Below are 21,110 nucleotides of genomic sequence, written 5' to 3'. Positions count from 1 at the left end.
CCTTTCGTCCGGCACGCCGAGAGCACGCACCGGACACCGCGGGCACCGCACAGGACTTTCGAAACACCCCCTAGGGCCTGTGTCGAAAGGGGTGCCTGCCGGGCGACGCCTGGCACGCACTCTCGCCGCACCGGGCGAAAGCCCAAGTACGTCCGGGCCATCGACGGGGCCTTCCACCCGGCACGCCGAGAGCACGCACCAGACGCCGCCCGGCCCGCCCTTCGGGCGGACGACGCCGCTTTCGACACAGGCCCTAGCAGCAGCCGGTTCGACCACCGGAGGTTTCCGCGGCCGTGGTGGGGGCTCGGGGGTCTTCCCCGCCACGGCCGTCACGGAACAACGCGCCCGGACCCTCCCGGTTACGCCCCAGGAGCGACCCCGGGGGTCCTCCTTTTGGCGGAGTTGTCCGACACAGCTGTTGCAGCACCCCTCTCGCCGCATTTGACTCGTTCTTTGCGGAACCTGCGGAGAGTCCTGCGGAGAGGTGCTGACGATGCTTTCGGCCAAGAGTCTGTTCCAGGAGATCCTCGACAACGACGAGTCCTACCGGCTGTTCTGCTCCATCGCGGCGAGCGGGGAGTCGCAGGGCGGCTGGGAGAACGCCCGCATCGCGGCGCTCGTCCCCGCGAGCGAGCGCGAACTGGCCCCCAAGATCACCCGGCACGGAGCGGACGAGGACAAGCACGGGCGGATCTTCAGCGCCCTGATGAAGAAGCGCGGTCTCGAACCCGTCCCCGTCCCGCCCGAGACCGACTACACGATGCTTCTGGAGAAGCACGGCATCGGACTCGCCCACGACAAGCTGAAGAGCGACGAGCCGCTGACCGTGCAGGACATCGTCACGTACCTCGCCCACAGCAGGGTCACCGAGCAGCGCGCCTCGGAGCAGATGGACCTGCTGCGCAAGCACTTCGCCGACCATCCCGACCTCGGCCGCGCGGTCAGGATGATCTCCAACGACGAGGACAACCACCTCGCCTACTGCCACGAGGAGCTCCTGCGCTTCGCGGCCGCCGGGCACGGCCGCGCGATCCAGCGGACACTGCGGGAGAGCGCGCTCGCGGAGATCCGCATCTACCGGGACGTCAGCCTCGCCGTCATGTCCCACATGGGCCGCATCCTCGGCTGGCCGAGGGCGAAGTCGGCGGTGCTCGCGGCGGGCATCCACGCGGTGTACGCGTACGAACGTGTGGCGGGCTGGCGCCGGATGGTGTCCTTGAAGATGCCGGAACGCCGAAACGCCCTGGGCGGCCCGGCGGCCTCGGCCCCCGAGTTCGCCTGAACCGGGCCCGCTACATCCACCCCCGGCTCTTGAACAGCCGGTACAGCAGCACCTCCAGGGCGGCCATCAGCCCGATCACCGCCGGATACGCCCACACCCAGCGCAGCTCCGGCATGTGCTCGAAGTTCATGCCGTAGATCCCCGCGATCATCGTGGGGATCGCGGCCATGGCCGCCCATGCGGAGATCTTCCGCATGTCGTCGTTCTGCCGGACGCTTATCTGCGCCAGATGCGCGGACAGGACGTCCGAGACCAGCCGGTCCAGGCCCTCCACGGACTCGTTCACGCGCGTGAGGTGGTCGCTGACGTCACGGAAGAAGGGCTGCGCCTTGTCGTTCACGAAGGGCACCGTCCCGCCGAACTGCCCCACGCCCGCGAGGCGGGTCAGCGGCAGCGCGAGCGGGCCGCTCGCCCGGCGGAACTCGAGGATCTGGCGCTTGAACGTGTAGATCCGGGACGCGGTGTGGCGTGAGCCGCCGCCGTCGGGCGAGAACACCTCCGTCTCCAGCTCCTCCAGGTCGGAGTGCAACTCGGTCGCCACGTCCAGGTAGTGGTCGACGACGGCGTCGGCGACCGCGTACATCACGGCGGTGGGGCCCTTGCCGAGCAGCTCGGGTTCCTGCTCCATGCGATGTCGTACGGCACCCAGCGGGGAGCCCTCGCCGTGTCGGACGGTCACCACGAACGAGTCGCCGAGGAAGAGCATGACCTCGCCGGTGGACACGGCGTCGCTCTCCGGCTCGTACACGACCGGCTTGAGAACCAGGAACAGCGAGTCGTCGTAGACCTCCAGCTTGGGCCGCTGGTGGGCCTTCAGGGCGTCCTCGACCGCCAGCGGGTGCAGGCCGAACTCCTGGGTGACGTGGTCGAACTCCTTCTCGGACGGCTCGTGCAGACCGATCCAGACGAATCCGTGCGCCGCCCGGGCCTCGGCCAGGGCGTCGGACAGATCCTCGGGGCCCTTCGTGCGGTGTCCGTCCCGGTAAATGGCACAGTCGACGATCACGCGGCGCATTCTCCTTCGGCCCCCGGGCCCTCGCACTCGGGCGTACGCCTACGCTGGGCCGCATGCCCACGTTGATCCTCGTCCGGCACGGACGTTCCACCGCCAACACCGAGGGACTGCTCGCCGGCTGGACGCCCGGTGTCGCCCTCGACGAGCGTGGCGCCGCGCAGGCCGCCGCGCTGCCCGGGCGGCTCGCCGAGCTGCCGATCTCCGAGGTCGTCAGCAGCCCGCTGCAGCGCTGCCAGGAGACGATCCGGCCGCTGCTCGACGCCCGCCCCGGCCTCACCGCGCACACCGACGAGCGGATCGGGGAGTGCCACTACGGCGACTGGTCCGGCCGCAAGCTCGCCGAACTCGCGGACGAGCCGCTGATGGAGGTCGTGCAGGCGCACCCGTCGGCGGCCGCGTTCCCCGGTGGCGAGTCGATGCGGTCGATGCAGACCCGCGCCGCCGAAGCGGTGCGCGAGTGGAACGCGCGGGTGGAGCGCGACCACGGCGGGGACGCCGTGTACCTCATGTGCTCCCACGGCGACATCATCAAGTCGTTGGTGGCGGACGCGCTCGGACTTCATCTCGACCTCTTCCAGCGGATTTCCGTTGAACCGTGTTCCATCACCGCGATCCGTTACACCCGCCTGAGGCCGTTTCTCGTCCGCCTCGGCGACACCGGCGATTTCCGGTCCCTGGCGCCGCGCGAGGAGCCTCCGGCCGACGAGGCCACCGTCGGGGGTGGTGCGGGCGCACCGTGATCGTCGGGCGCAGTAGGGTGAAGCGGTTCACACTCACGATTTCAATGGAGACAGGACGTGTCCCGTCAGGTGTTCCTCTACGACCCCCCGGAGCGCTTCGTGGCCGGTACGGTCGGACTGCCCGGACGCCGTACGTTCTTCCTCCAGGCCACGGCCGGGCCCCGGGTGACCAGCGTGGCCCTGGAGAAGACCCAGGTGGCCGCGCTCGCCGAGCGCATGGACGAGCTGCTGGACGAGGTCGTACGCCGTAGTGGCGGCAGCGCCCCCGTCCCGGCGGTGGTACCCACCGAAGTCGCCGACACCCGCCCCCTCGACACTCCCGTCGAGGAGGAGTTCCGGGTCGGCACCATGGCCCTCGCCTGGGACGGCGAGGAACAGCGCATGATCGTCGAGGCGCAGGCCCTCGTGGAGCTCGACGCCGACTCCGAGGAAGACCTCGCCGAGGCCGAGGAGCGTCTCCTCCAGGACGAGGAGAACGGCCCCCCGATGCTGCGGGTCCGGCTCACCGGCGCGCAGGCGAGAGCCTTCGCCAAGCGGGCCCTGGACGTCGTCAACGCCGGGCGGCCGCCGTGCCCGCTGTGCAGCCTCCCGCTCGACCCGGAAGGACACGTATGTCCGCGCCAGAACGGATACCGCCGCGGAGCGTGACGACCGGGGCGACACCTGCCGAACTCCTCGCCGACGGCGAGCTCACCGTGCGCGGCCGCATCCGCGAGGCGTCCAACGCGGCGCTCTACTGCACGGTCACGCGCGACGGGCAGGAAGCCGCCTGCATCTACAAGCCGGTCGCCGGCGAGCAGCCCCTGTGGGACTTCCCCGACGGGAACCTCGCCCAGCGTGAGGTCGCCGCGTACGAGGTCTCCGAGGCGACCGGCTGGGGGCTCGTACCGCACACCGTGCTGCGGGACGGGCCGTACGGCGAGGGCATGTGCCAGCTGTGGATCGAGGTGACGCCCGGGGCCGAGCTGCTCGCGCTCGTGGACGCTCAGGAGCCGGAGCCCGGCTGGAAGGCGATCGGCTTCGCCGAGGTCGGGGAGGGACGGACCGCGCTGCTCGTGCACGCCGACGACGAGCGGCTGCGCCGGCTCGCCGTGCTGGACGCCGTGATCAACAACGCGGACCGCAAGGGCGGCCACCTCCTGCCCGCCGCCGGGGACCGGCTGTACGGCATCGACCACGGGGTCACCTTCAACGCCGAGAACAAGTTGCGGACGCTGCTGTGGGGGTGGGCCGGGGAGTCGCTGACGGGTGAGGCGGTCGACGTCCTCAAAGGCCTCAAGGAGGCGCTGGCGGAGGGCGGGTCCCTCGCCATCACGCTGGCTCGCCTGATCACCGCCGTAGAACTCGACGCCACGCGCGCGCGTGTGGACGCGCTGCTGGCGTCGGGGAAGCATCCGGAGCCGAGCGGGGAGTGGCCGGCCATTCCCTGGCCGCCGGTATAGCTGCACAATGGCCCGTATCGCGCAAGAACGCCTTACCGGCCATCCGGCCCGGTCCGGTTCGTATACGGAACATCCGTCCGGTTAGGCTCATGACATGCATGCCTGGCCCGCTTCCGAGGTCCCCGCCCTGCCTGGTCAGGGCCGCGACCTGAGGATCCACGACACCGCGACCGGCGGTTCGGTCCTCCTCGACCCCGGTCCCGTCGCCCGTATCTACGTCTGCGGCATCACGCCGTACGACGCGACCCACCTGGGTCACGCGGCGACCTACAACGCGTTCGACCTCGTCCAGCGCGTGTGGCTCGACACCAAGCGGCAGGTTCACTACGTCCAGAACGTCACCGACGTCGACGATCCGCTGCTCGAGCGGGCGGAGCGCGACGGTATCGACTGGGTCGCCCTCGCCGAGAAGGAGACGGCCCTCTTCCGCGAGGACATGACCGCCCTGCGGATGCTGCCCCCGCGGCAGTACATCGGCGCGGTCGAGGCGATACCCGGCATCGTGCCGCTCGTCGAGCGGCTGCGGGACGCGGGTGCCGCCTACGAACTCGAGGGGGACGTCTACTTCTCCGTCGAGTCCGACCCGAACTTCGGCAAGGTGTCCAACCTGGACGCCGCCGCCATGCGGCTGCTGTCCGCCGAGCGCGGCGGCGACCCCGACCGGCCGGGCAAGAAGAACCCGCTCGACCCGATGCTGTGGATGGCCGCGCGTGAGGGCGAGCCCAGCTGGGACGGTGCATCGCTCGGGCGCGGCCGGCCCGGCTGGCACATCGAGTGCGTCGCCATCGCCCTCGACCACCTCGGGATGGGCTTCGACGTCCAGGGCGGCGGCTCCGACCTCGCCTTCCCGCACCACGAGATGGGCGCCTCGCACGCCCAGGTGCTGACCGGCGAGTTCCCCATGGCCAAGGCCTACGTCCACGCCGGCATGGTCGCGCTGCACGGCGAGAAGATGTCCAAGTCCAAGGGGAACCTGGTCTTCGTCTCGCAGCTCAGGCGCGAGGGCGTCGACCCCGCCGGCATCCGGCTCGCGCTGCTCGCCCATCACTACCGGGCCGACTGGGAGTGGACCGACCAGGTCCTCCAGGACGCCCTCGACCGGCTCGGCCGCTGGCGTGCCGCCGTCTCCCGGCCCGACGGTCCGCCCGCCGAGGCGCTCGTCGAGGAGATCCGGGAGGCCCTCGCCGCCGACCTGGACGCGCCGGCCGCGCTGGCCGCCGTGGACCGGTGGGTGACGCTCCAGAGCGAGCGGGGCGGTACGGACGAAGGCGCGCCCGGTGTGGTGTCGCGTGCGGTGGACGCGCTGCTGGGAGTGGCGTTGTAGCGCCGCAGGACACGAGAGAGCAGGGCACGAGAGCAGGGCGCAAGAGAGGGGCGCTTCCTCCCCGCGGGGGAAGCGCCCCTCCCGTTCTTCCGGGTGGGTCTCTTCAGGAGCCGGTCAGATCCGCTGGATCCGCACGCTCCGCAGGACGTTCGGCGACTGGGTGTCCCAGACGCCGATCACCTGGTGGCCGAAGGCGAAGGCCTCCTGGATCTGCTGGTGGATCTGCGGCGTCGGGTTGTTGAGGACCCGGAACTGGCCGTCGATGCGCAGGAAGATCTGCTGGGGCTGGCCCTGCAGCGGGTGGACGATGTCGATGAAGCCGCCGGCCGCGCCGGAGGCGAGGGACTGCGCCTGGACCTGCTGGATCACCTGCTGGACCACGGTCTGCGCGAGCTGCTGCAACTGCTGTTGCATCTGCTGCTCGGCCTGCCGCGACTGCTGCTCCTGCTGCTGCCCCTGGCCGAACTGTGTCTGGCCGAGCTGTGTCTGGGCGAGCTGCTGCAGCAACTGCTGGAACGGCTGCTGCTGGCCCAGCTGCTGCAGCTGCTCGAGCGTGCCGCCGCCCATGCCGCCGCCCATGCCGAACGGCTGGTTCTGCTGCTGGTACGGGGACGTGCTCGGGAACTGCCCCTGCTGCTGTCCCTGTTGGCCCTGCTGTCCCTGCTGACTCATCTGCGGGTTGATGCTCATGCGAGTGCCACCTTCCATGGGTGGAACGGGTGGAATGCGTGGAACGGGTGGACCGGATGGAATGAGGAACCGTCAGCCTGCGATGACCAGGCCGACGATCTCGTCGTCCGAGAACCAGACCCGGACGTCCGGCCGTCCCCCCGCGAAGGCGGTGTGCACCGCCTGTCGGATCTCGGGGGACGGGTGGTTGAGGCTGCGCCAGCCGCCGGCCACGAACAGCCGGAGCCGGGGCGGGAGTTCGCGCGGGTACGGCAGCAGTTCGTCCCAGTACCGTTCGGCCCGGCCCGAGCCGACCGCCTCGGGCAGCAGCCGGGTGACCGCCGCCCTGATGTCGGGCCGGTTGCCGATCCGCTGGGAGGCGGGCCGGCCCGGCGCGTCCTGCTGCGGGGTCCCGGTGGCCCGCAGCACCGAACGGGCGCGTTCGGGGGACATCGGCGGCTGGCCGGCCGCCTTCAGCATGCCCTGCAGCGCCGCCAGCGTGCCGACCACCACCGGAGAGGCGGAGGAGGTCCCGGAGAACGTGTCCGTGTACCAGGCGATCTCCTCGGGCCCGCCCTGCAGGTCGCCGGGCCGGTCCCAGGAGCCGCCGGTGGTCGTGACCTCGCGGCCCCAGCCCTGGGCGTCCACGCGGGCGCCGTAGTTGGAGAACGCCAGCCGGGAGCGGTCCGGGCCGTGGTCGCGGCCGTGCGTGCCGGGCGGCGGGGCGCCCGCGCCGACCAGGATGGCGCCGGAGGACTGGTTGGACGGGTTGAACGGGCCCCGCCACCACTGGGGGAACTCGTCCGGGCGGCGCTCGTACACCCCGTCGTCGAGGGACTCGCCGCCGTTGCCCGCGGCGGCCACCACGAGGACACCCTTGGCGGTCGCGTACCGGACGGCCGCGAAGTCGTCCGGCCACCACTCCAGCGCGATGTACCCGCGCTGGTCGTCGCGCTCCTCGAAGTCGAACCGCGGTCCCGGCCGCTGCAGTTCGACCAGCACGATGTCGCCGGGGGCGAGCCGGTCGGCCGCCGCGTGGATCGCGGCCGCGGTGCCGATGTCCTGGAAGGACGCCGCCGCGGTCACCGCGTCCGGCGCGATGCCGGTGACGCCGTGCTCACCCCGGTCGCCGCCGATCACGCCGATCACGGCGGTGCCGTGGTTGCGCCAGGCGAGGTCGGTCAGCGGGGTGCCGACGACCACGCCGGCGAGCTTGGCGGCCAGGTCCTCGTGGCCCAGCTGCCAGGCGCCCTCGACGTCGATCACTGTCACGCCCTGGCCGGTGCCGCCGGGTCGGTGCCAGGCCCAGTAGGCGTCGATGCCCTCGGGCGCGGGCCGCAGATACCCCTGACGGCCGGTGAAGTCGGGGGTGACCGGCGCCCCTTCCTTCAGCCGCCGGGTGTCCTCCCCGATCTGCCCGAGGGAGGCCGGTACGGCGCGCGGTTTCACGTACGCCGTGTCGACGCCCGGCAGCGCGGCGATCCGGGCCCGCAGCTCCTGGGCGCGGTGCTGCCCGCCGCGCACCCGGTAGAAGAGCGCCAGGTCGGGCACGTCCTCCGGGCCCGCTGCGGCGGACTGCTGGAGCCGCTCCTCGCTGCCGAACAGCGGTTCCAAAGAGAGCTGTTCGTCGCTGAGGAACATGTTGAGGGCCGACACGTCGGCGCCCGCCGCCGAGCGGACGCCCTCGGCGCCGGCACGCAGCCGGGCCTCGGGACGTGCGACGACGACCAGTTCCTGCTCGGCTCCTCGATAACTGAATCCCGATCCGTCGGGCCCCGGGCCGGACGCTCCCGGGCCCTGCGGCGGCTGTCCCTGCTCGGTCATGGGGTGCTCCCTTCGTCCGTGCGGGTGCGCCTTCGGGCCCCAACCAAGCACTCCCACGGCTGCCCGTCCACCCCTGTGTTGGCCAACTCGGTTTGAAGTAAGTTGAATTGGGTACCGTGTGCATTCCGTCCTGAAACAGATGTCACGCCACAATCCGGCCATAGCCTGCGGAGGCGAGGGGCATGTGATGGGGTGGGAGCGTCTGTTGACCGCACGGCCGGCCACGGGCCGGCCCTCACGCAGAAGGACGTCCAGTGGCACCCGCAGACCATTCCTTCGCACGTCGAAGACTGCTCACCACGGCCGCCGCCCTCTCCGGCGCGGCCCTCCTCCCGGGCACCGCGCACGCGGCCGGAACCCGGCAACCCCGGTGGCCCGCACAGTTCCCGCTGCCCGACGGCTTCCAGCCCGAGGGCATCACGATCGGCGCGCAGCCCTTCGCGTACTTCGGCTCGCTCGCGGGCGGCGACATCTACCGGGCGAGCCTCGTCACCGGCCGGGGCTCCGTCATCAGCAAGGGCCTCGGCCCCGGACACCCCACCGTGGGCCTGAAGACCGACCGGCACGGCACGCTCTTCCTGGCCGGTGGCGTCAGCGGCGAGATCCGCACGGTCGACGTCCGCACGGGCGAGATCAAGAAGGTGTACGCCACCGGCGGCACCTTCGTGAACGACGTGATCCTCACCCCGGGCGCCGCCTGGTTCACGGACTCCTTCAAACCCCAGCTCTACCGGCTGGCCCGCGGCGCCGTGGACACCCTGCCGCTGACCGGCGACTGGCAGCAGGGCCCGGACTTCACCGCCAACGGCATCGAGCGCACCCCGGACGGCAGCGCCCTGCTCGTGGTCAACGCCTTCGCGAACGGCGGCGGCCTGATGCGGGTCGACCCGCGCACCGGCGTCGCCCGCGCCGTCGACCTCGGCACGGCGAAGCTGCCCAACGGCGACGGCCTGCTGCTGCTCGGCCGGATCCTCTACGCCGTCCAGCAGCAGCAGAACGCGATCGACGTGTTCCGGCTGAACGACGCCGGCACCAAGGGCACCGCGATCGCCCGCATCACCGACCCGCGCTTCCGCATCCCGACGACGGTGGCGGCCTGGGGCGAGCGGCTGTACCTGCCGAACGCGCGCTTCGACGTGGAGCCGACACCGGAGACCGAGTACGACGCGGTGGCGGTGAAGCAGGTCTGATCACAGAAGGGGCGGTGCGCGACGCGCACCGCCCTCACTGGTTCAGTCCTCCGATGACGAGTCCTCGTCGTCCGCCCCCGGCTTCGGGGGCTTCGGCGGCTTCGCACGACCGCCGGGGTTGTCCCTCAGATACGACGTGCTGTCGCTGCCGTCGGCCGTGGCATGACCGCCCGGACCGCCCGGACCGCCCGGACCGCCCGGACCGCCCGGACCGCCCGGACCGCCCGGACCGCCCGGACCGCCGTCCCGGCGCCGCAGGTACCGCTCGAACTCGCGGGCGATCGCCTCGCCCGACGCCTCCGGCAGCTCCGCGGTGTCCCGGGCCTCCTCCAGCGTCTGGACGTACTCGGCGACCTCGCTGTCCTCCGCGGCCAGCTGGTCCACGCCCACCTGCCAGGCGCGCGCGTCCTCGGGCAGTTCGCCCAGCGGGATGCGTACGTCGATCAGGTCCTCCAGACGGTTGAGGAGGGCCAGCGTCGCCTTCGGGTTCGGCGGCTGCGAGACGTAGTGCGGCACCGCGGCCCACAGCGACACGGCCGGTACGCCCGCGTGCGTGCAGGCCTCCTGGAGGATGCCGACGATGCCCGTGGGGCCCTCGTACTTGGTCTCCTCCAGGTCCATCCGCTGGGCGAGGTCCGGGTCGGACGTGACGCCGCTGACCGGGACCGGACGGGTGTGCGGGGTGTCACCGAGCAGCGCGCCCAGGACCACCACCAGCTCCACGCCCAGCTCGTGGGCGAAGCCGAGGATCTCGTTGCAGAACGAGCGCCATCGCATCGACGGTTCGATACCTCGGACGAGTACGAGGTCGCGCGGCTTGTCGCCGCCGACCCGGACGACCGAGAGCCGGGTCGTGGGCCACGTGATCTTTCGCACGCCGCCGTCCAGCCACACCGTGGGACGGTTCACCTGGAAGTCGTAGTAGTCCTCGGCGTCCAGCGCCGCGAACACCTCGCCCTTCCACTCCCGGTCCAGGTGCGCGACCGCGGTGGAGGCGGCGTCGCCGGCATCGTTCCAGCCCTCGAACGCGGCCACCATGACTGGGTCGATCAGCTCGGGAACTCCCTCCAGCTCGATCACCCAGCGCCTCCTTCCGACGTGCCCTCGCTTGACCACCCAACCTTACGGCGTGCGGCGGGGGCGCCCGCAGCCCCCTTGCACGGGGGAGTGAACGCATCACTGCCCCGATCGTCACCCCCGGACACCCCGAGCCGTCCGAGCTCTCCGGCGTCGACCGCGGCCGCCGTCCCGCCCGCCGGACCGGTGTGGTCGCCCGCCGTGGCGGACCCGAGGGGTCCGATGTCCGCCCGACCGCCGCGCTTCACCCACTCGTGTGGAGCCGCGCCGAACCGGCGCCCGCCGCCGCGTCGTTAAGGAACTCTTCGTCGGGTGAGCGGAGTTGTCCCCAGGTCACGTGTGCGGCGCACCGGGATCACCTATCTGACCCTGCTGGCCGCGGGCACCCTGGGGGCCCTGTGGGTCGCCCCGCACCTCGAGGACCCCGCCTCGGTACTCGCCGCGCTGCTGCCGACCTGGGCGGGTGCCTACCTGGCGTGGACCGCCTACCGGTCCGAGCGGGTCGAGGCGGCCGCGGTACAGAGCCCCGCCGCCGTCGCCGACCGGCTCGCCACCGCCGTACGACGTGAGTGGGAGGCCGAGGCGGAGGTGCGGCGGCTGGCGGAGCCGTATCCGCTGCCGGTGGGCTGGCGGGACGCCGACCGCGACCTGGCCGAGGCGTCCGGGCCGGGCCGGCTCGCAGGCCGGGACGACGAGCTCGCCGCGGTGTTCACCGACCGGGTCCCCACCCGGCGGCTGCTGGTGCTCGGCGACCCAGGATCGGGCAAGACCCTGCTGCTCGTACGGCTGCTGCTCGCGCTGCTCGACCGGCGGCAGGAGGGCGAACCGGTGCCCGTACTGTTTCCGCTCGCGTCCTGGGATCCCACCGTCCTGGACCTGCGGGGCTGGATGGAGCGCAGGCTCGTGCAGGACCACGCGGAGCTGGCCGCGCCCGCCCCCGAACCGTACGGGCAGGTCACCCTCGCCCGGATGCTGCTGGAGCGGCGACTGGTCCTCCCGGTGCTCGACGGGTTCGACGAACTCCCCGCCCAGCCGGGGGCGGTGGCCCTGCACCGCATCAACGCAGCCCTGCCGTACGGCTGCGGGATGGTTCTGTCGAGCCGTCCCGGCGAGTACCGGGCGGCGCTGCAGCCGCGCAGCGGAGTGCCCGCGCGGCTCGCGGGGCTCGCCGGTATCCACCTCGAACCCCTGGACGGCGAGGACGTCGCCGCCTACCTCCGCCGCGACGCCGGCGGCTCCGACACACCGGCCGCTCGGCGCTGGGCGCCGGTGGCCCGGGCACTGGGGACGGCCGCTCCGGTGGGCCGCGCCCTGACCAGCCCGCTGATGGTGTCCCTGGCCCGGACCGTGTACAACCCGCGCCCGGACGAGGGCCACGAGGTACTGCCGAACCCGGGCGAACTGGTGTGGCTGCGCACCAGGACCGCCGTGGAGCACCACCTTCTCGACGCCTTCGTCGACGCCGCGTACCGGCCGCGCCTGGACCGCCCCCTTCGGTGGACGGCGGCACAGGCACGCCCCGCGCTCGGTTTCCTGGCCCGGCACATGGAGCGCGGGCTGGACGGCGCGGCGGAGGTCGCCTGGTGGAAGCTGCGTCATGCCGTGCCGGCCGCGCTGGCCGGGGTGCTGCTGGGGATGGCCGGGTGGCTGCTGGAGGGGGCGGTCATGGAGCTGAGCCACCGGTTCACCTCGGGCGCGGTGCCCACCGACTGGGAGCAGAGAGGCGGGCTCGGCGTCGTGGCGGCGGGGATCTGCGGCGGGCTGGTGTGCGGCCTCGCGGCGGGCCTGGCGATCACCCTGCTGTGCTTGCTCGCGGCCGCCCCCGACGACCTCCCCGAGCTCGTGTTCAACCGGCTGGCCGACGGCGGATCGCTGGCCCTGGTCGGGATGATCATCTCCGGGTTCGCCTGCGGCGGCCGGCCGAACCTGCGGCGGCCGTCCCACTGGGACCGGCGGGCGCTGCTGACCGGAGGCGCGGCCGCGCTCTGCTACGTGGCGGCGTTCGGCAACGCGTGCGGCACCGCGAGCGCCCTCCTCTACGGGGTGACCGCCGCGGCGGTCGGCACGGACGGCGTGCTCGCGGACCGGGCCCGTCCGGTCGCCCGGGTGCGCTGGCGCTGGAACACCCGGGGCGTGTGCCGGGGACTGCTGGTCGGGATGCTGCTCGGCGGGAGCATTGTGCTGGAGGGCCTGCTCTCGCCCGTACTGTCGGGCGACCCGGACAAGGAGTACATCGCGCCGCCCGAACCGCTCGCGGCCCTGGGGGTCGTCGCCCAGGTCGGTGCGGTGTTCACCGTGTCCTGCCTGCTGGTGCATGCCCTGCGGGCCGTCCCCGTCGACCTCGGCGCCTCGGTCGACGGCAGGGCGCTGCTCGCCAACGACCGGCGCACGCTCGGCACCTGCGTCCTGACGGCGGCCGTGGTCGGCGCCGTGGTGATCGGAGTCCAGGGCTGGTGTGCGGTGCTGGGGGGTTCGACGCGGGTGTGGGGAGCGGAGGCCACCGGCGGCCACCTGTGGATGTTCGCCGTGGGACTGATCCCCGCGCTGCTGACCGGACTCGCCATCGGGATCCGGCAGGCGGAATGGGGCCACTACCTGGTCGCCCGCTGCTACCTCGCGCTCCGGCCGAGACTCCCGTACGACCTCATGGCCTTCCTCGCCGACGCCCACGAACGGGGCGTGCTGCGCCGGGTCGGGGCCGTCCACCAGTTCCGGCACATCGAGCTACAGCACCGCCTCGCCGGGGCCGAGACCCGATCCGAGGGGCCTGAGGAGTGACGCAGAGCTCCGAGGGACGACTCAGAGGGTGGAGCGCAGCCACTGCTCGACGCTCGCGATGTGCACGGTCGCCCAGGACCGTGCCGCCTCCGCGTCCCGGTCGCGCAGTGCCGCCAGGATCGCCCGGTGCTCGCGCAGGGTGCCTGCGACGGCGTCCTCCTGGGTCAGCCCGCGCCAGATGCGGGCCCGGGTGGTGGGCCCGGACAGGCCGTCCAGCAGGGAACACAGCACCGAGTTCCCTGAGCTCTGCACGATCCCCCGATGGAAGTCCAGGTCGCAGGCGACCAGTTCCTCCACCGACGGGCTGTCGCCGAGCTTGTCCAACTGCGCCGAGAGCGCGTCCACTTGCTGCTCACTGATCCGCAGCGCCGCCATCGCCGTCGCGGCCGGCTCCAGGATGCGGCGTACGGCCAGGAACTCCAGCACCGTGTCGTCGCGGTGGAAGTCGACGACGAAACTCAGCGCCTCCAGGAGGAGCTGCGGGTCGAGGCTGGTGACGTACGTGCCGTCGCCCTGGCGTACGTCCAGGATGCGGATGAGTGACAGGGCGCGCACGGCCTCCCGCAGGGAGTTGCGGGACAGTCCCAGCTCGGAGGCGAGTTCGCTCTCCTTGGGCAGCCGGTCCCCGGGGCGCAGCGCGCCGGAGACGATCATGCCCTTGATCTTCTCGATCGCCTCGTCGGTGACTGCCATGACCGGCCTCCCTTGCGCCCCATACCATGCCGAGACATCCGATGTCTCAGCCACATTATGCGGCCTGTTCAGACGAGCGCCTCCAGATCGGCGATCACGGCGGCCGCACCGCCCGCTACGACGGTTCGGCCAGCAGCCGCAGTGCCTCCAGCGAGACGACCGCGCCCCGCTCGACGCCCGCCGCGACGACCTCCCGGTGCGGGTCGTACCCGCCGGTGGTCTCCTCGTCGACGAGTTCGTCGGCGTTCGCCCCGTCGACGACGAGCACGCCACCCGCCACGAGACCACGCAGCGAGGCCGTCACCAGCAGCGCCGACAGCTCCATCTCGATGGCCGCAAGCCCCGCACCGGCGTACGAGAACAGCGGAATGAGCCCCGGCTGGAAGGCCGCCCGCGTCCACACGATCCCCCGGTGGTGCGGGGCGCCCGCCTCGCGGGCCGCACGCTGGAGCGCGATCACCGCTTCCGGCGCCGACACGGCCGGGTACTCCGGCGGCAGCAGCTGCTGGGTCACCCCGTCGTCCCGTACGGCCGCCTCCGCGATGACGAGGTCGCCGTCCCCGATGCCGGGCTTCATCGCGCCCGCCGTACCGAACCGGATCAGGGTGCGCACCCCCGCGTCCGCCAGTTCCCGGAACAGCAGGATCGCACCCGGCCCGCCCACACCGTGCGAGGCCACGACGACCGGCACGCCCTTCCAACTGCCGCTGAACACACGGTATTCGCGGTGGTACGACACCTCCTCGGCGGCGTCGAGGAGCGCGGCGACGGCCGCCGCGCGCGCCGGGTCGCCGACGACGACCGCGTGCGCCGGGAGCCCGGTGCGGGGTATGCGGGTGATGGGCAGCAGGTCCTGCGTCATGAGGCGGCTCCGGAAGGAGGGGTACGGCGACGGCGGCGGGCGGTCGTGAGGAGTCACCGGACTGTTTCCGGGCGTTCTTGTGACGGTGTCAGGCCGCGTCGAACCACTCCTTGCCGGCCGCCCAGTGCGCCACCCAGCCGGCGAAGCCGGGCGCGGCAGTCGTGTAGCCGAACTCCGCACCGAACGGCATGGCGCCCACATCGGTGATGTGCCAGATGTGCCCCCGCCTGGGGCCGCTCACGACGAGGTGCCGGTTCATGGCGCACCAGTCAGTCCTGAGCACGAGCGAACCATGGTTGAGCACTTGGCCGATGACGGCGTCGGGGTCCTCGTGCGCGGTGGGAACGGCTTGCCCGGGGCCCGATCCCCGTCGTCCGCCCAGTCGTCGGCCAGTTCGGCGAGCCCCACGAGCCCGCACTCCGGCGGCCCCTGGAACGACCCGTCCGATATCTCCGCCACGAATGTCCGGTACGGCTCCGGCAGCACGACCCCGTGCTCCGCCTCGAAGGCGTGCACCGCCTCCCAGCCGAGCGCGGACTCACCACCGTCGTCCACGGCGAACGCCGCCCGCAACGCGGCCAGTTCCTCGGGATTCGCCTGATCGATGTCCATACGCTCATGAAACCACCCGGCACTGACAGCCGGACCTACGCCCGAGCCGGCAGGCCGAAGGGGCGGCTCCGTCGGCGTGGAGCCGCCCCTTCGGCGTCGTGGCGCCTACTTCTTGTCGAGCAGGTCCTGCACCTTCGCGCGGACGTCGTCCGTCGCCAGGCCCCGGATCGTCAGCGTCGTCCGGCGGCGCAGCACGTCGTCCGTCGTCTCGGCCCACTCGTTGTCGCGGGCGTAGACGACCTGCGCCCAGATCTCCGGGGCGTCCGGGTGGACGCGCTCGGCGAGCTCCGGGTTGTCGTTGGCGATGCGGGCGATGTCGAAGGCCAGCGAACCGTAGTGCGTGGCCAGGTGCCTGGCCGTGTCGGCGGCCATGCGCGGACCCGGCGCGGGGTGATCGACCAGCAGACGGTGGGCGACCGCGCGCGGGTTGGCGACCCCTGGCAGCGGCAGCTTCTTCGGCAGGGAGGAGATCGGCTCGAAGTCGTCACCCAGGGGGTGACCCGGCAACGCCTCCAGTTTCTGCATGACCGTACGGCCGATGTGCCGGAAGGTCGTCCACTTGCCGCCCGCGACCGACAGCATCCCGCCCTTGCCCTCGGTCACCACGGTCTCGCGCTTGGCCTTCGCCGTGCTGCCGGGGCCACCCGGAAGCACGCGCAGACCCGCGAACGCGTACGTGATGAGGTCACGGTCGAGCTGCTGGTCGCGGATGGAGAACGCGGCCTCGTCGAGTATCTGGGCGGTGTCCTTCTCGGTGACCGAGACGTCCGCCGGGTCGCCCTCGAACTCCTCGTCGGTCGTGCCGAGCAGCAGCATGTCCTCCCAGGGCAGGGCGAAGGTGATGCGGTACTTGTCGATCGGGGTGGCGAGCGCGGCCCGCCAGGGGGAGGTGCGCTTCAGGACGAGGTGCGCGCCCTTCGACAGGCGGATGGACGGCGCCGCGTTCGGGTCCTCCAGCTTGCGCAGGTGGTCGACCCACGGGCCGGTCGCGTTCAGGACGAGCCGGGCGTTCACGCCGAACTCGTCGCCGGACTGGCGGTCGCGCAGGTCGGCGCCCGTGACCCGGCCCTTTGTGAAGCGCAGGCCCGTCACCTCGGCGTGGTTCAGCACCACCGCGCCCGCCTCGACGGCCGCGCGGACCGTCATCAGCGCCATGCGCGCGTCGTTCATCTGGTCGTCGCCGTACACGGCCACGGCCTTGAGGTTGTCGGTGCGCAGTTCCGGCACGTCCCGCGCGGCCTTCGAGGGGCTGAGCAGGTGGCCCACACCGTCACCGAAGGCCGACAGCGCGGAGTAGGCGAACACGCCCGCCCCGAGCTTCGCCGCGCCGTGCGGCCCGCCCTTGTACACGGGGAGGTAGAACGTGAGCGGGTTCGCCAGGTGGGGGGCCACCTGGCGGGAGACCGCACGGCGCTCGAAGTGGTTCTCCGCCACCAGCCGCACCGCGCCGGTCTGCAGGTAGCGCAGACCGCCGTGGAGCAGCTTGGAGGAGGCGGAGGAGGTGGCGCCGGCGAAGTCGCCGGCGTCGACCAGAGCCACCCTGAGGCCGGACTGCGCGGCGTGCCAGGCGGTGGAGATGCCCAGGATGCCGCCGCCGATGACGAGGAGGTCGTACGACGCCTTGGAGAGTTGCTCCCGGGTCTCGGCTCGGCTCGGATTCGAGCCGAAGGCCGGGCGCGTACCGAGGGCGGGCACGGACTGCAGGGTGGACTGACTGGTCATTCGGGTTCTTACTCCTCGTCCTCGAGCCAGCCCATGGTCCGCTCGACGGCCTTGAGCCAGCTCTTGTACTCACGGTCGCGGATCTCCGCGTCCATGCGGGGGGTCCACTCGGCGGCCCGGCGCCAGTTGGCGCGCAGGTCGTCGGTGCTGGTCCAGAAGCCGACGGCGAGGCCGGCGGCGTAGGCGGCGCCGAGGCAGGTGGTCTCGGCGACCATCGGGCGCACCACGGGGGCGTCCAGGAAGTCCGAGAGCGTCTGCATCAGCAGGTTGTTGGAGGTCATGCCGCCGTCGACCTTGAGGGCCGTGAGCTCGACGCCGGAGTCCTTCGTCATGGCGTCGCTGATCTCACGGGTCTGCCAGGCGGTGGCCTCCAGGACGGCGCGCGCGAGGTGCGCCTTGGTGACGTACCGGGTGAGGCCGGCGATCACACCGCGGGCGTCCGGGCGCCAGTACGGGGCGAACAGACCGGAGAAGGCCGGCACGAAGTACGCGCCGCCGTTGTCCTCGACCGACAGCGCGAGCGTCTCGATCTCGGCGGCCGTGCTGATCAGGCCCATCTGGTCGCGCATCCACTGCACCAGCGAACCGGTGACGGCGATCGAGCCCTCCAGGGCGTAGACCGGCTTGTCGTCGCCGATCCGGTAGCCCACGGTGGTCAGCAGTCCGCTGTACGAGTTGATGATCTTCTCGCCGGTGTTCATCAGCATGAACGTGCCGGTGCCGTACGTGGACTTGGCCTCGCCCTCGGAGAAACAGGTCTGGCCGAACAGGGCCGCCTGCTGGTCGCCGAGCGCGGAGGCGACCGGGATGCCGCCGAGCAGGTCGCCCAGCTTGCCGCCGGTGATCTCGCCGTAGACCTCGGCGGAGGACCGGATCTCGGGGAGCATCGCCAGCGGGACGCCGATGGACTCGGCGATCTTCGGGTCCCACTCCAGCGTGTGCAGGTTCATCAGCATGGTGCGGGAGGCGTTGGTGACGTCGGTGACGTGCCTGCCGCCGTTGACACCACCGGTCAGGTTCCAGATGACCCAGCTGTCCATGGTGCCGAAGAGGATGTCGCCGGCCTCGGCGCGCTCCCGCAGGCCCTCGACGTTGTCGAGCAGCCAGCGGGCCTTGGGCCCGGCGAAGTACGAGGCCAGCGGCAGGCCGGTCTCACGGCGGAAGCGGTCCTGGCCGACGTTGCGGCCGAGTTCTCTGCAGAGCGCGTCGGTGCGGGTGTCCTGCCAGACGATGGCGTTGTGGACGGGCTCACCGGTGTTCTTGTCCCAGAGCAGCGTGGTCTCGCGCTGGTTGGTGATGCCGATGGCCTTGATGTCGTCGCGGGTGATGCCGGCCTTCTCGATCGCGGAGGCGACGACCTCCTCGACGTTGGTCCAGATCTCGGTGGCGTTGTGCTCGACCCAGCCCGGCTTCGGGAAGATCTGCTCGTGCTCCTTCTGGTCGACGGAGACGATACGGCCGTCCCGGTCGAAGACGATGCAGCGGCTGGAGGTGGTGCCCTGGTCGATCGCGGCAATGAACGGGCCATGCCCGTGGGATGCGATGCCGGCGGTGTGGGCGTCGGTCACTGTGTGCTCCTGGAAGTCCGTGGTTGAGGGGCTGTACGTACGGCGCGTGCTGTGCGGCCCGGCGCTCCGTGCTCAAACGGATGAGACACGGTGCTCCTAAGCGAATGCGACGTTGTATATGCCTGCGGCGATGGCGGCGCCGATCAGCGGACCGACCACCGGGATCCAGGCGTAGCCCCAGTCGGAGCCGCCCTTGTTGGGGAGGGGCAGGAGGGCGTGCACGATGCGCGGACCGAGGTCACGGGCCGGGTTGATCGCATAGCCGGTCGGGCCGCCGAGGGACAGACCGATCGAGACGACCACGAACGCGGTGATCAGGGCGCCCAGGGTGCCGAGACCGTCGCCGTTCGCGTTCAGGCCCTGCGTGAGGATGGCCAGCACCAGCACCACGGTGCCCACGATCTCCGTGGCGAGGTTCTGCCACACGACCGGGATCTCGGGACCGGTGGAGAAGATGCCGAGGACCGGGCCCGCGCCCTTCTCCTGGGCCTCGACGGCCTTGGCCTTGGTGGCCTGGGCCCCCGGACCGCCGACGATCTCTCTGTCGGTGAGGTGGGCGTTGAACTGGCCGTAGTAGGCGACCCAGACCAGGGCCGCGCCGATCATGGCGCCGAGCAGCTGTCCGGCCCAGTAGACCGGGACGTCGCTCCAGTCGCCGTCCTTGATGGCGAGGGCGAGCGTCACTGCCGGGTTGAGGTGGGCGCCGGAGAGCGGCGCCGAGATGTACACGGCCGTCATGACGGCGAAACCCCACCCGAAGGCGATGGCGAGCCAGCCGGCGTTGCGTGCCTTGGAGGCCTTCAGCGTGACAGCGGCGCAGACACCGCCGCCGAGCAGGATGAGTATGGCGGTACCGATGGTCTCGCCGATGAAGATGTCGGAGCTGGACACCCGCGACTCCTTTGTCCTTCGTCCAGGGGAAGAGCTGCCGGCCCTTGGCGATGTCTCACTGTAACGCCTATTGCCGGTCGGTGTTCGACAATGTCGACCGATGGACGGGAGTCTTGCTCTGGCGTTACAGGCACGTCAAGAGTTCTGTTGTCGAAAACACGATCGTTACTGATTGCCCTGCGCTGTCGATCTTCCGCCGCCCGGGGGACCAGGGCATCTCGGCGCATGACGAGGGCCGGAACGCCCGAGGCGTCCCGGCCCTCTTCGCTATCGGCTTCGCTCAGAAGCGCGCGGCGCCCAGATCCCGCGACACCGCGCGGGCGCAGTCCCGAACCGCCGCGATCAGCTCGGCACGCAGCTCGCCGTCCCGGCACAGCCGCTCCACGGCGCCGGTGATGCCGACCGCGCCCACGGGCATGCGCCGTCGGTCGTGGATGGGCGCGGCGATGGAGGCGACGCCCTCCCAGGTCTCCTCGACGTCGGCCGCGTACCCACGCGCGCGCGTGATGTCCAGGATCTGTTCGAAGGCGTCCAGTTCGCATACGGTCCGGTCCGTGAACGCCTTGCGGTCGCTCTCCAGCGCCTCGCTGTGCGCGACCGGGTCGTAGGCCGAGAGGACCTTGCCCAGCGCCGTGCAGTGCAGGGGCTGCATGGCCCCGATCTCCAGGACCTGCCGGCTGTCGTCAGGCCGGAAGACGTGGTGCACGATCAGCACGCCCTGCTGGTGCAGCACGCCCAGATGGACGCTCTCGCCGCTGGAGCGGGCCAGGTCGTCCGTCCACACCAGAGCACGCGCCCGCAGCTCGTGAACGTCCAGGTAGGTGGTGCCCAGGCGCAGCAGTTCGGCGCCCAACTGGTAGCGGCCCGAGGCGTCGTCCTGCTCCACGAAGCCCTCCTGCTGGAGGGTGCGCAGGATGCCGTGCGCGGTGCCTTTGGCGAGGCCCAGCGACGAGGCGATGTCCGAAAGGCCGAGCCGACGTTCGCCGCCCGCGAGCAGCCGCAGCATCGCGGCCGCCCGTTCGAGCGACTGGATGTTCCGTGCCATCGCCGTACTGCCTCCGTCCCCTTCGACCGCCGATCCGCGACGCCCGCTGCCGCCGTTCGGCAATGCCGAACACTACCGGTCCATGCCGACCTCCCGCTAATGGTCGGTCCGGATCCGTTGCGCCACTCGTATCCCGTGCGTGACCTCGCCGTCATCCTCGTCCGCCCCGTGGACGCCCCGACCGGCAGCTCGGCGACCCGGTTACCCTGGCGGCGTGCGCCCCCGGGGAGAGTGCCACGGGTGACGCAAAGCCGACAGCCGTCGCACCTTGAGGGAGCCCTTTCATGGCCTCTGTGCCGCCGACCCCTTCCGCCGACAGCCGGACTCGTGTGTCCGCGCTTCGAGACGCGCTCGCCTCCCGTGTGGTGGTGGCCGA

The 21,110-nt window shown here is 71.6% G+C and carries 17 protein-coding genes and 1 pseudogene; 7 read left to right on the top strand and 11 right to left on the bottom strand.

Features of this window, described 5'->3' with window-relative positions; genetic code table 11:
• Nucleotides 1–493 precede the first annotated feature (493 nt).
• Complete coding sequence (locus AC5P09_RS47765) at nucleotides 494–1,282, top strand: ferritin-like domain-containing protein (protein ID WP_493879948.1); 789 nt, start codon at nucleotides 494–496, stop codon at nucleotides 1,280–1,282.
• Nucleotides 1,283–1,292: 10 nt separating this feature from the next.
• Here AC5P09_RS47765 and corA read toward each other — a convergent pair whose 3' ends face one another.
• Nucleotides 1,293–2,288 (bottom strand): magnesium/cobalt transporter CorA, encoded by a 996-nt coding sequence (gene corA, locus AC5P09_RS47760; RefSeq protein ID WP_493879947.1) that lies wholly within the window; start codon nucleotides 2,286–2,288, stop codon nucleotides 1,293–1,295.
• A 62-nt stretch (nucleotides 2,289–2,350) separates the two neighbouring features.
• Between corA and AC5P09_RS47755 the strand changes: the two genes are divergently transcribed.
• The 4 genes from AC5P09_RS47755 (at nucleotide 2,351) to mshC (ending at nucleotide 5,803) form a co-directional block, all read left to right on the top strand.
• A complete protein-coding gene (locus AC5P09_RS47755; RefSeq protein ID WP_266442490.1) occupies nucleotides 2,351–3,037 on the top strand; it encodes a histidine phosphatase family protein in 687 nt (228 codons plus the stop codon).
• Between the two features lie 57 nt (nucleotides 3,038–3,094).
• Nucleotides 3,095–3,685: a DUF3090 domain-containing protein gene (locus AC5P09_RS47750; protein ID WP_493879946.1), complete on the top strand. Its 591-nt coding sequence runs from the start codon at nucleotides 3,095–3,097 to the stop codon at nucleotides 3,683–3,685.
• Complete coding sequence (locus AC5P09_RS47745) at nucleotides 3,649–4,479, top strand: SCO1664 family protein (protein ID WP_493879945.1); 831 nt, start codon at nucleotides 3,649–3,651, stop codon at nucleotides 4,477–4,479. Before AC5P09_RS47750 ends, AC5P09_RS47745 begins: the two co-directional genes overlap by 37 nt.
• A gap of 94 nt (nucleotides 4,480–4,573) precedes the next feature.
• The gene (mshC, locus tag AC5P09_RS47740; protein WP_493879944.1) at nucleotides 4,574–5,803 is read left to right on the top strand and encodes a cysteine--1-D-myo-inosityl 2-amino-2-deoxy-alpha-D-glucopyranoside ligase; all 1,230 of its coding nucleotides are present in this window, start codon (nucleotides 4,574–4,576) and stop codon (nucleotides 5,801–5,803) included.
• Between the two features lie 114 nt (nucleotides 5,804–5,917).
• Here mshC and AC5P09_RS47735 read toward each other — a convergent pair whose 3' ends face one another.
• Together AC5P09_RS47735 and AC5P09_RS47730 are read right to left on the bottom strand one after the other, a co-directional pair.
• A complete protein-coding gene (locus AC5P09_RS47735; protein ID WP_493879943.1) occupies nucleotides 5,918–6,493 on the bottom strand; it encodes a hypothetical protein in 576 nt (191 codons plus the stop codon).
• 72 nt (nucleotides 6,494–6,565) lie between these two features.
• Nucleotides 6,566–8,296: a S8 family peptidase gene (locus AC5P09_RS47730; RefSeq protein WP_493879942.1), complete on the bottom strand. Its 1,731-nt coding sequence runs from the start codon at nucleotides 8,294–8,296 to the stop codon at nucleotides 6,566–6,568.
• 254 nt (nucleotides 8,297–8,550) lie between these two features.
• Here AC5P09_RS47730 and AC5P09_RS47725 point away from each other — a divergent pair, with 254 nt between their 5' ends.
• On the top strand, nucleotides 8,551–9,486 hold the full coding sequence (locus AC5P09_RS47725) for an SMP-30/gluconolactonase/LRE family protein (protein WP_493879941.1): 936 nt from the start codon (nucleotides 8,551–8,553) through the stop codon (nucleotides 9,484–9,486).
• Nucleotides 9,487–9,528: 42 nt separating this feature from the next.
• Here AC5P09_RS47725 and AC5P09_RS47720 read toward each other — a convergent pair whose 3' ends face one another.
• On the bottom strand, nucleotides 9,529–10,566 hold the full coding sequence (locus AC5P09_RS47720; RefSeq protein WP_493879940.1) for a PAC2 family protein: 1,038 nt from the start codon (nucleotides 10,564–10,566) through the stop codon (nucleotides 9,529–9,531).
• Nucleotides 10,567–10,875: 309 nt separating this feature from the next.
• Between AC5P09_RS47720 and AC5P09_RS47715 the strand changes: the two genes are divergently transcribed.
• Nucleotides 10,876–13,341: an NACHT domain-containing protein gene (locus tag AC5P09_RS47715; RefSeq protein WP_493879939.1), complete on the top strand. Its 2,466-nt coding sequence runs from the start codon at nucleotides 10,876–10,878 to the stop codon at nucleotides 13,339–13,341.
• A gap of 21 nt (nucleotides 13,342–13,362) precedes the next feature.
• Here the strand turns inward: AC5P09_RS47715 and AC5P09_RS47710 are convergent, their stop codons facing one another.
• The 7 genes and pseudogenes from AC5P09_RS47710 to AC5P09_RS47680 all read right to left on the bottom strand — a co-directional run bounded on the left by AC5P09_RS47710 (nucleotide 13,363) and on the right by AC5P09_RS47680 (nucleotide 20,734).
• A complete protein-coding gene (locus AC5P09_RS47710) occupies nucleotides 13,363–14,034 on the bottom strand; it encodes a FadR/GntR family transcriptional regulator (protein ID WP_266442516.1) in 672 nt (223 codons plus the stop codon).
• 115 nt (nucleotides 14,035–14,149) lie between these two features.
• Nucleotides 14,150–14,896: a phosphorylase family protein gene (locus tag AC5P09_RS47705; protein WP_493879938.1), complete on the bottom strand. Its 747-nt coding sequence runs from the start codon at nucleotides 14,894–14,896 to the stop codon at nucleotides 14,150–14,152.
• 88 nt (nucleotides 14,897–14,984) lie between these two features.
• Nucleotides 14,985–15,508: pseudogene (locus AC5P09_RS47700) on the bottom strand (SMI1/KNR4 family protein).
• A gap of 105 nt (nucleotides 15,509–15,613) precedes the next feature.
• The gene (locus tag AC5P09_RS47695) at nucleotides 15,614–17,230 is read right to left on the bottom strand and encodes a glycerol-3-phosphate dehydrogenase/oxidase (protein ID WP_493879937.1); all 1,617 of its coding nucleotides are present in this window, start codon (nucleotides 17,228–17,230) and stop codon (nucleotides 15,614–15,616) included.
• 8 nt (nucleotides 17,231–17,238) lie between these two features.
• The gene (glpK, locus tag AC5P09_RS47690; protein ID WP_266442525.1) at nucleotides 17,239–18,798 is read right to left on the bottom strand and encodes a glycerol kinase GlpK; all 1,560 of its coding nucleotides are present in this window, start codon (nucleotides 18,796–18,798) and stop codon (nucleotides 17,239–17,241) included.
• Between the two features lie 96 nt (nucleotides 18,799–18,894).
• Nucleotides 18,895–19,689 carry an MIP/aquaporin family protein gene (locus AC5P09_RS47685; protein WP_493879936.1) on the bottom strand — a complete coding sequence of 265 codons (795 nt, stop codon included), beginning with the start codon at nucleotides 19,687–19,689 and terminating at the stop codon, nucleotides 18,895–18,897.
• A gap of 280 nt (nucleotides 19,690–19,969) precedes the next feature.
• Entirely contained in the window at nucleotides 19,970–20,734 is a 765-nt protein-coding gene (locus tag AC5P09_RS47680) for an IclR family transcriptional regulator (RefSeq protein WP_493879935.1), read from the bottom strand.
• Nucleotides 20,735–21,110: the final 376 nt, after the last annotated feature.

This window comes from Streptomyces sp. a15 (assembly GCF_059026085.1).
Note: the sequence above shows the minus strand (reverse complement) of the source record. Positions and strands in the feature narration are given on the sequence as shown.

Coding starts and splice junctions, on each gene's coding strand:
- AC5P09_RS47765 (WP_493879948.1), top strand. CDS start 494: ATGCTTTCGGCCAAGAGTCTGTTCCAGGAGATCCTCGACAACGACGAG.
- AC5P09_RS47755 (WP_266442490.1), top strand. CDS start 2,351: ATGCCCACGTTGATCCTCGTCCGGCACGGACGTTCCACCGCCAACACC.
- AC5P09_RS47735 (WP_493879943.1), bottom strand. CDS start 6,493: ATGAGCATCAACCCGCAGATGAGTCAGCAGGGACAGCAGGGCCAACAG.
- mshC (WP_493879944.1), top strand. CDS start 4,574: ATGCATGCCTGGCCCGCTTCCGAGGTCCCCGCCCTGCCTGGTCAGGGC.
- AC5P09_RS47680 (WP_493879935.1), bottom strand. CDS start 20,734: ATGGCACGGAACATCCAGTCGCTCGAACGGGCGGCCGCGATGCTGCGG.
- AC5P09_RS47730 (WP_493879942.1), bottom strand. CDS start 8,296: ATGACCGAGCAGGGACAGCCGCCGCAGGGCCCGGGAGCGTCCGGCCCG.
- AC5P09_RS47705 (WP_493879938.1), bottom strand. CDS start 14,896: ATGACGCAGGACCTGCTGCCCATCACCCGCATACCCCGCACCGGGCTC.
- AC5P09_RS47710 (WP_266442516.1), bottom strand. CDS start 14,034: ATGGCAGTCACCGACGAGGCGATCGAGAAGATCAAGGGCATGATCGTC.
- AC5P09_RS47695 (WP_493879937.1), bottom strand. CDS start 17,230: ATGACCAGTCAGTCCACCCTGCAGTCCGTGCCCGCCCTCGGTACGCGC.
- AC5P09_RS47745 (WP_493879945.1), top strand. CDS start 3,649: ATGTCCGCGCCAGAACGGATACCGCCGCGGAGCGTGACGACCGGGGCG.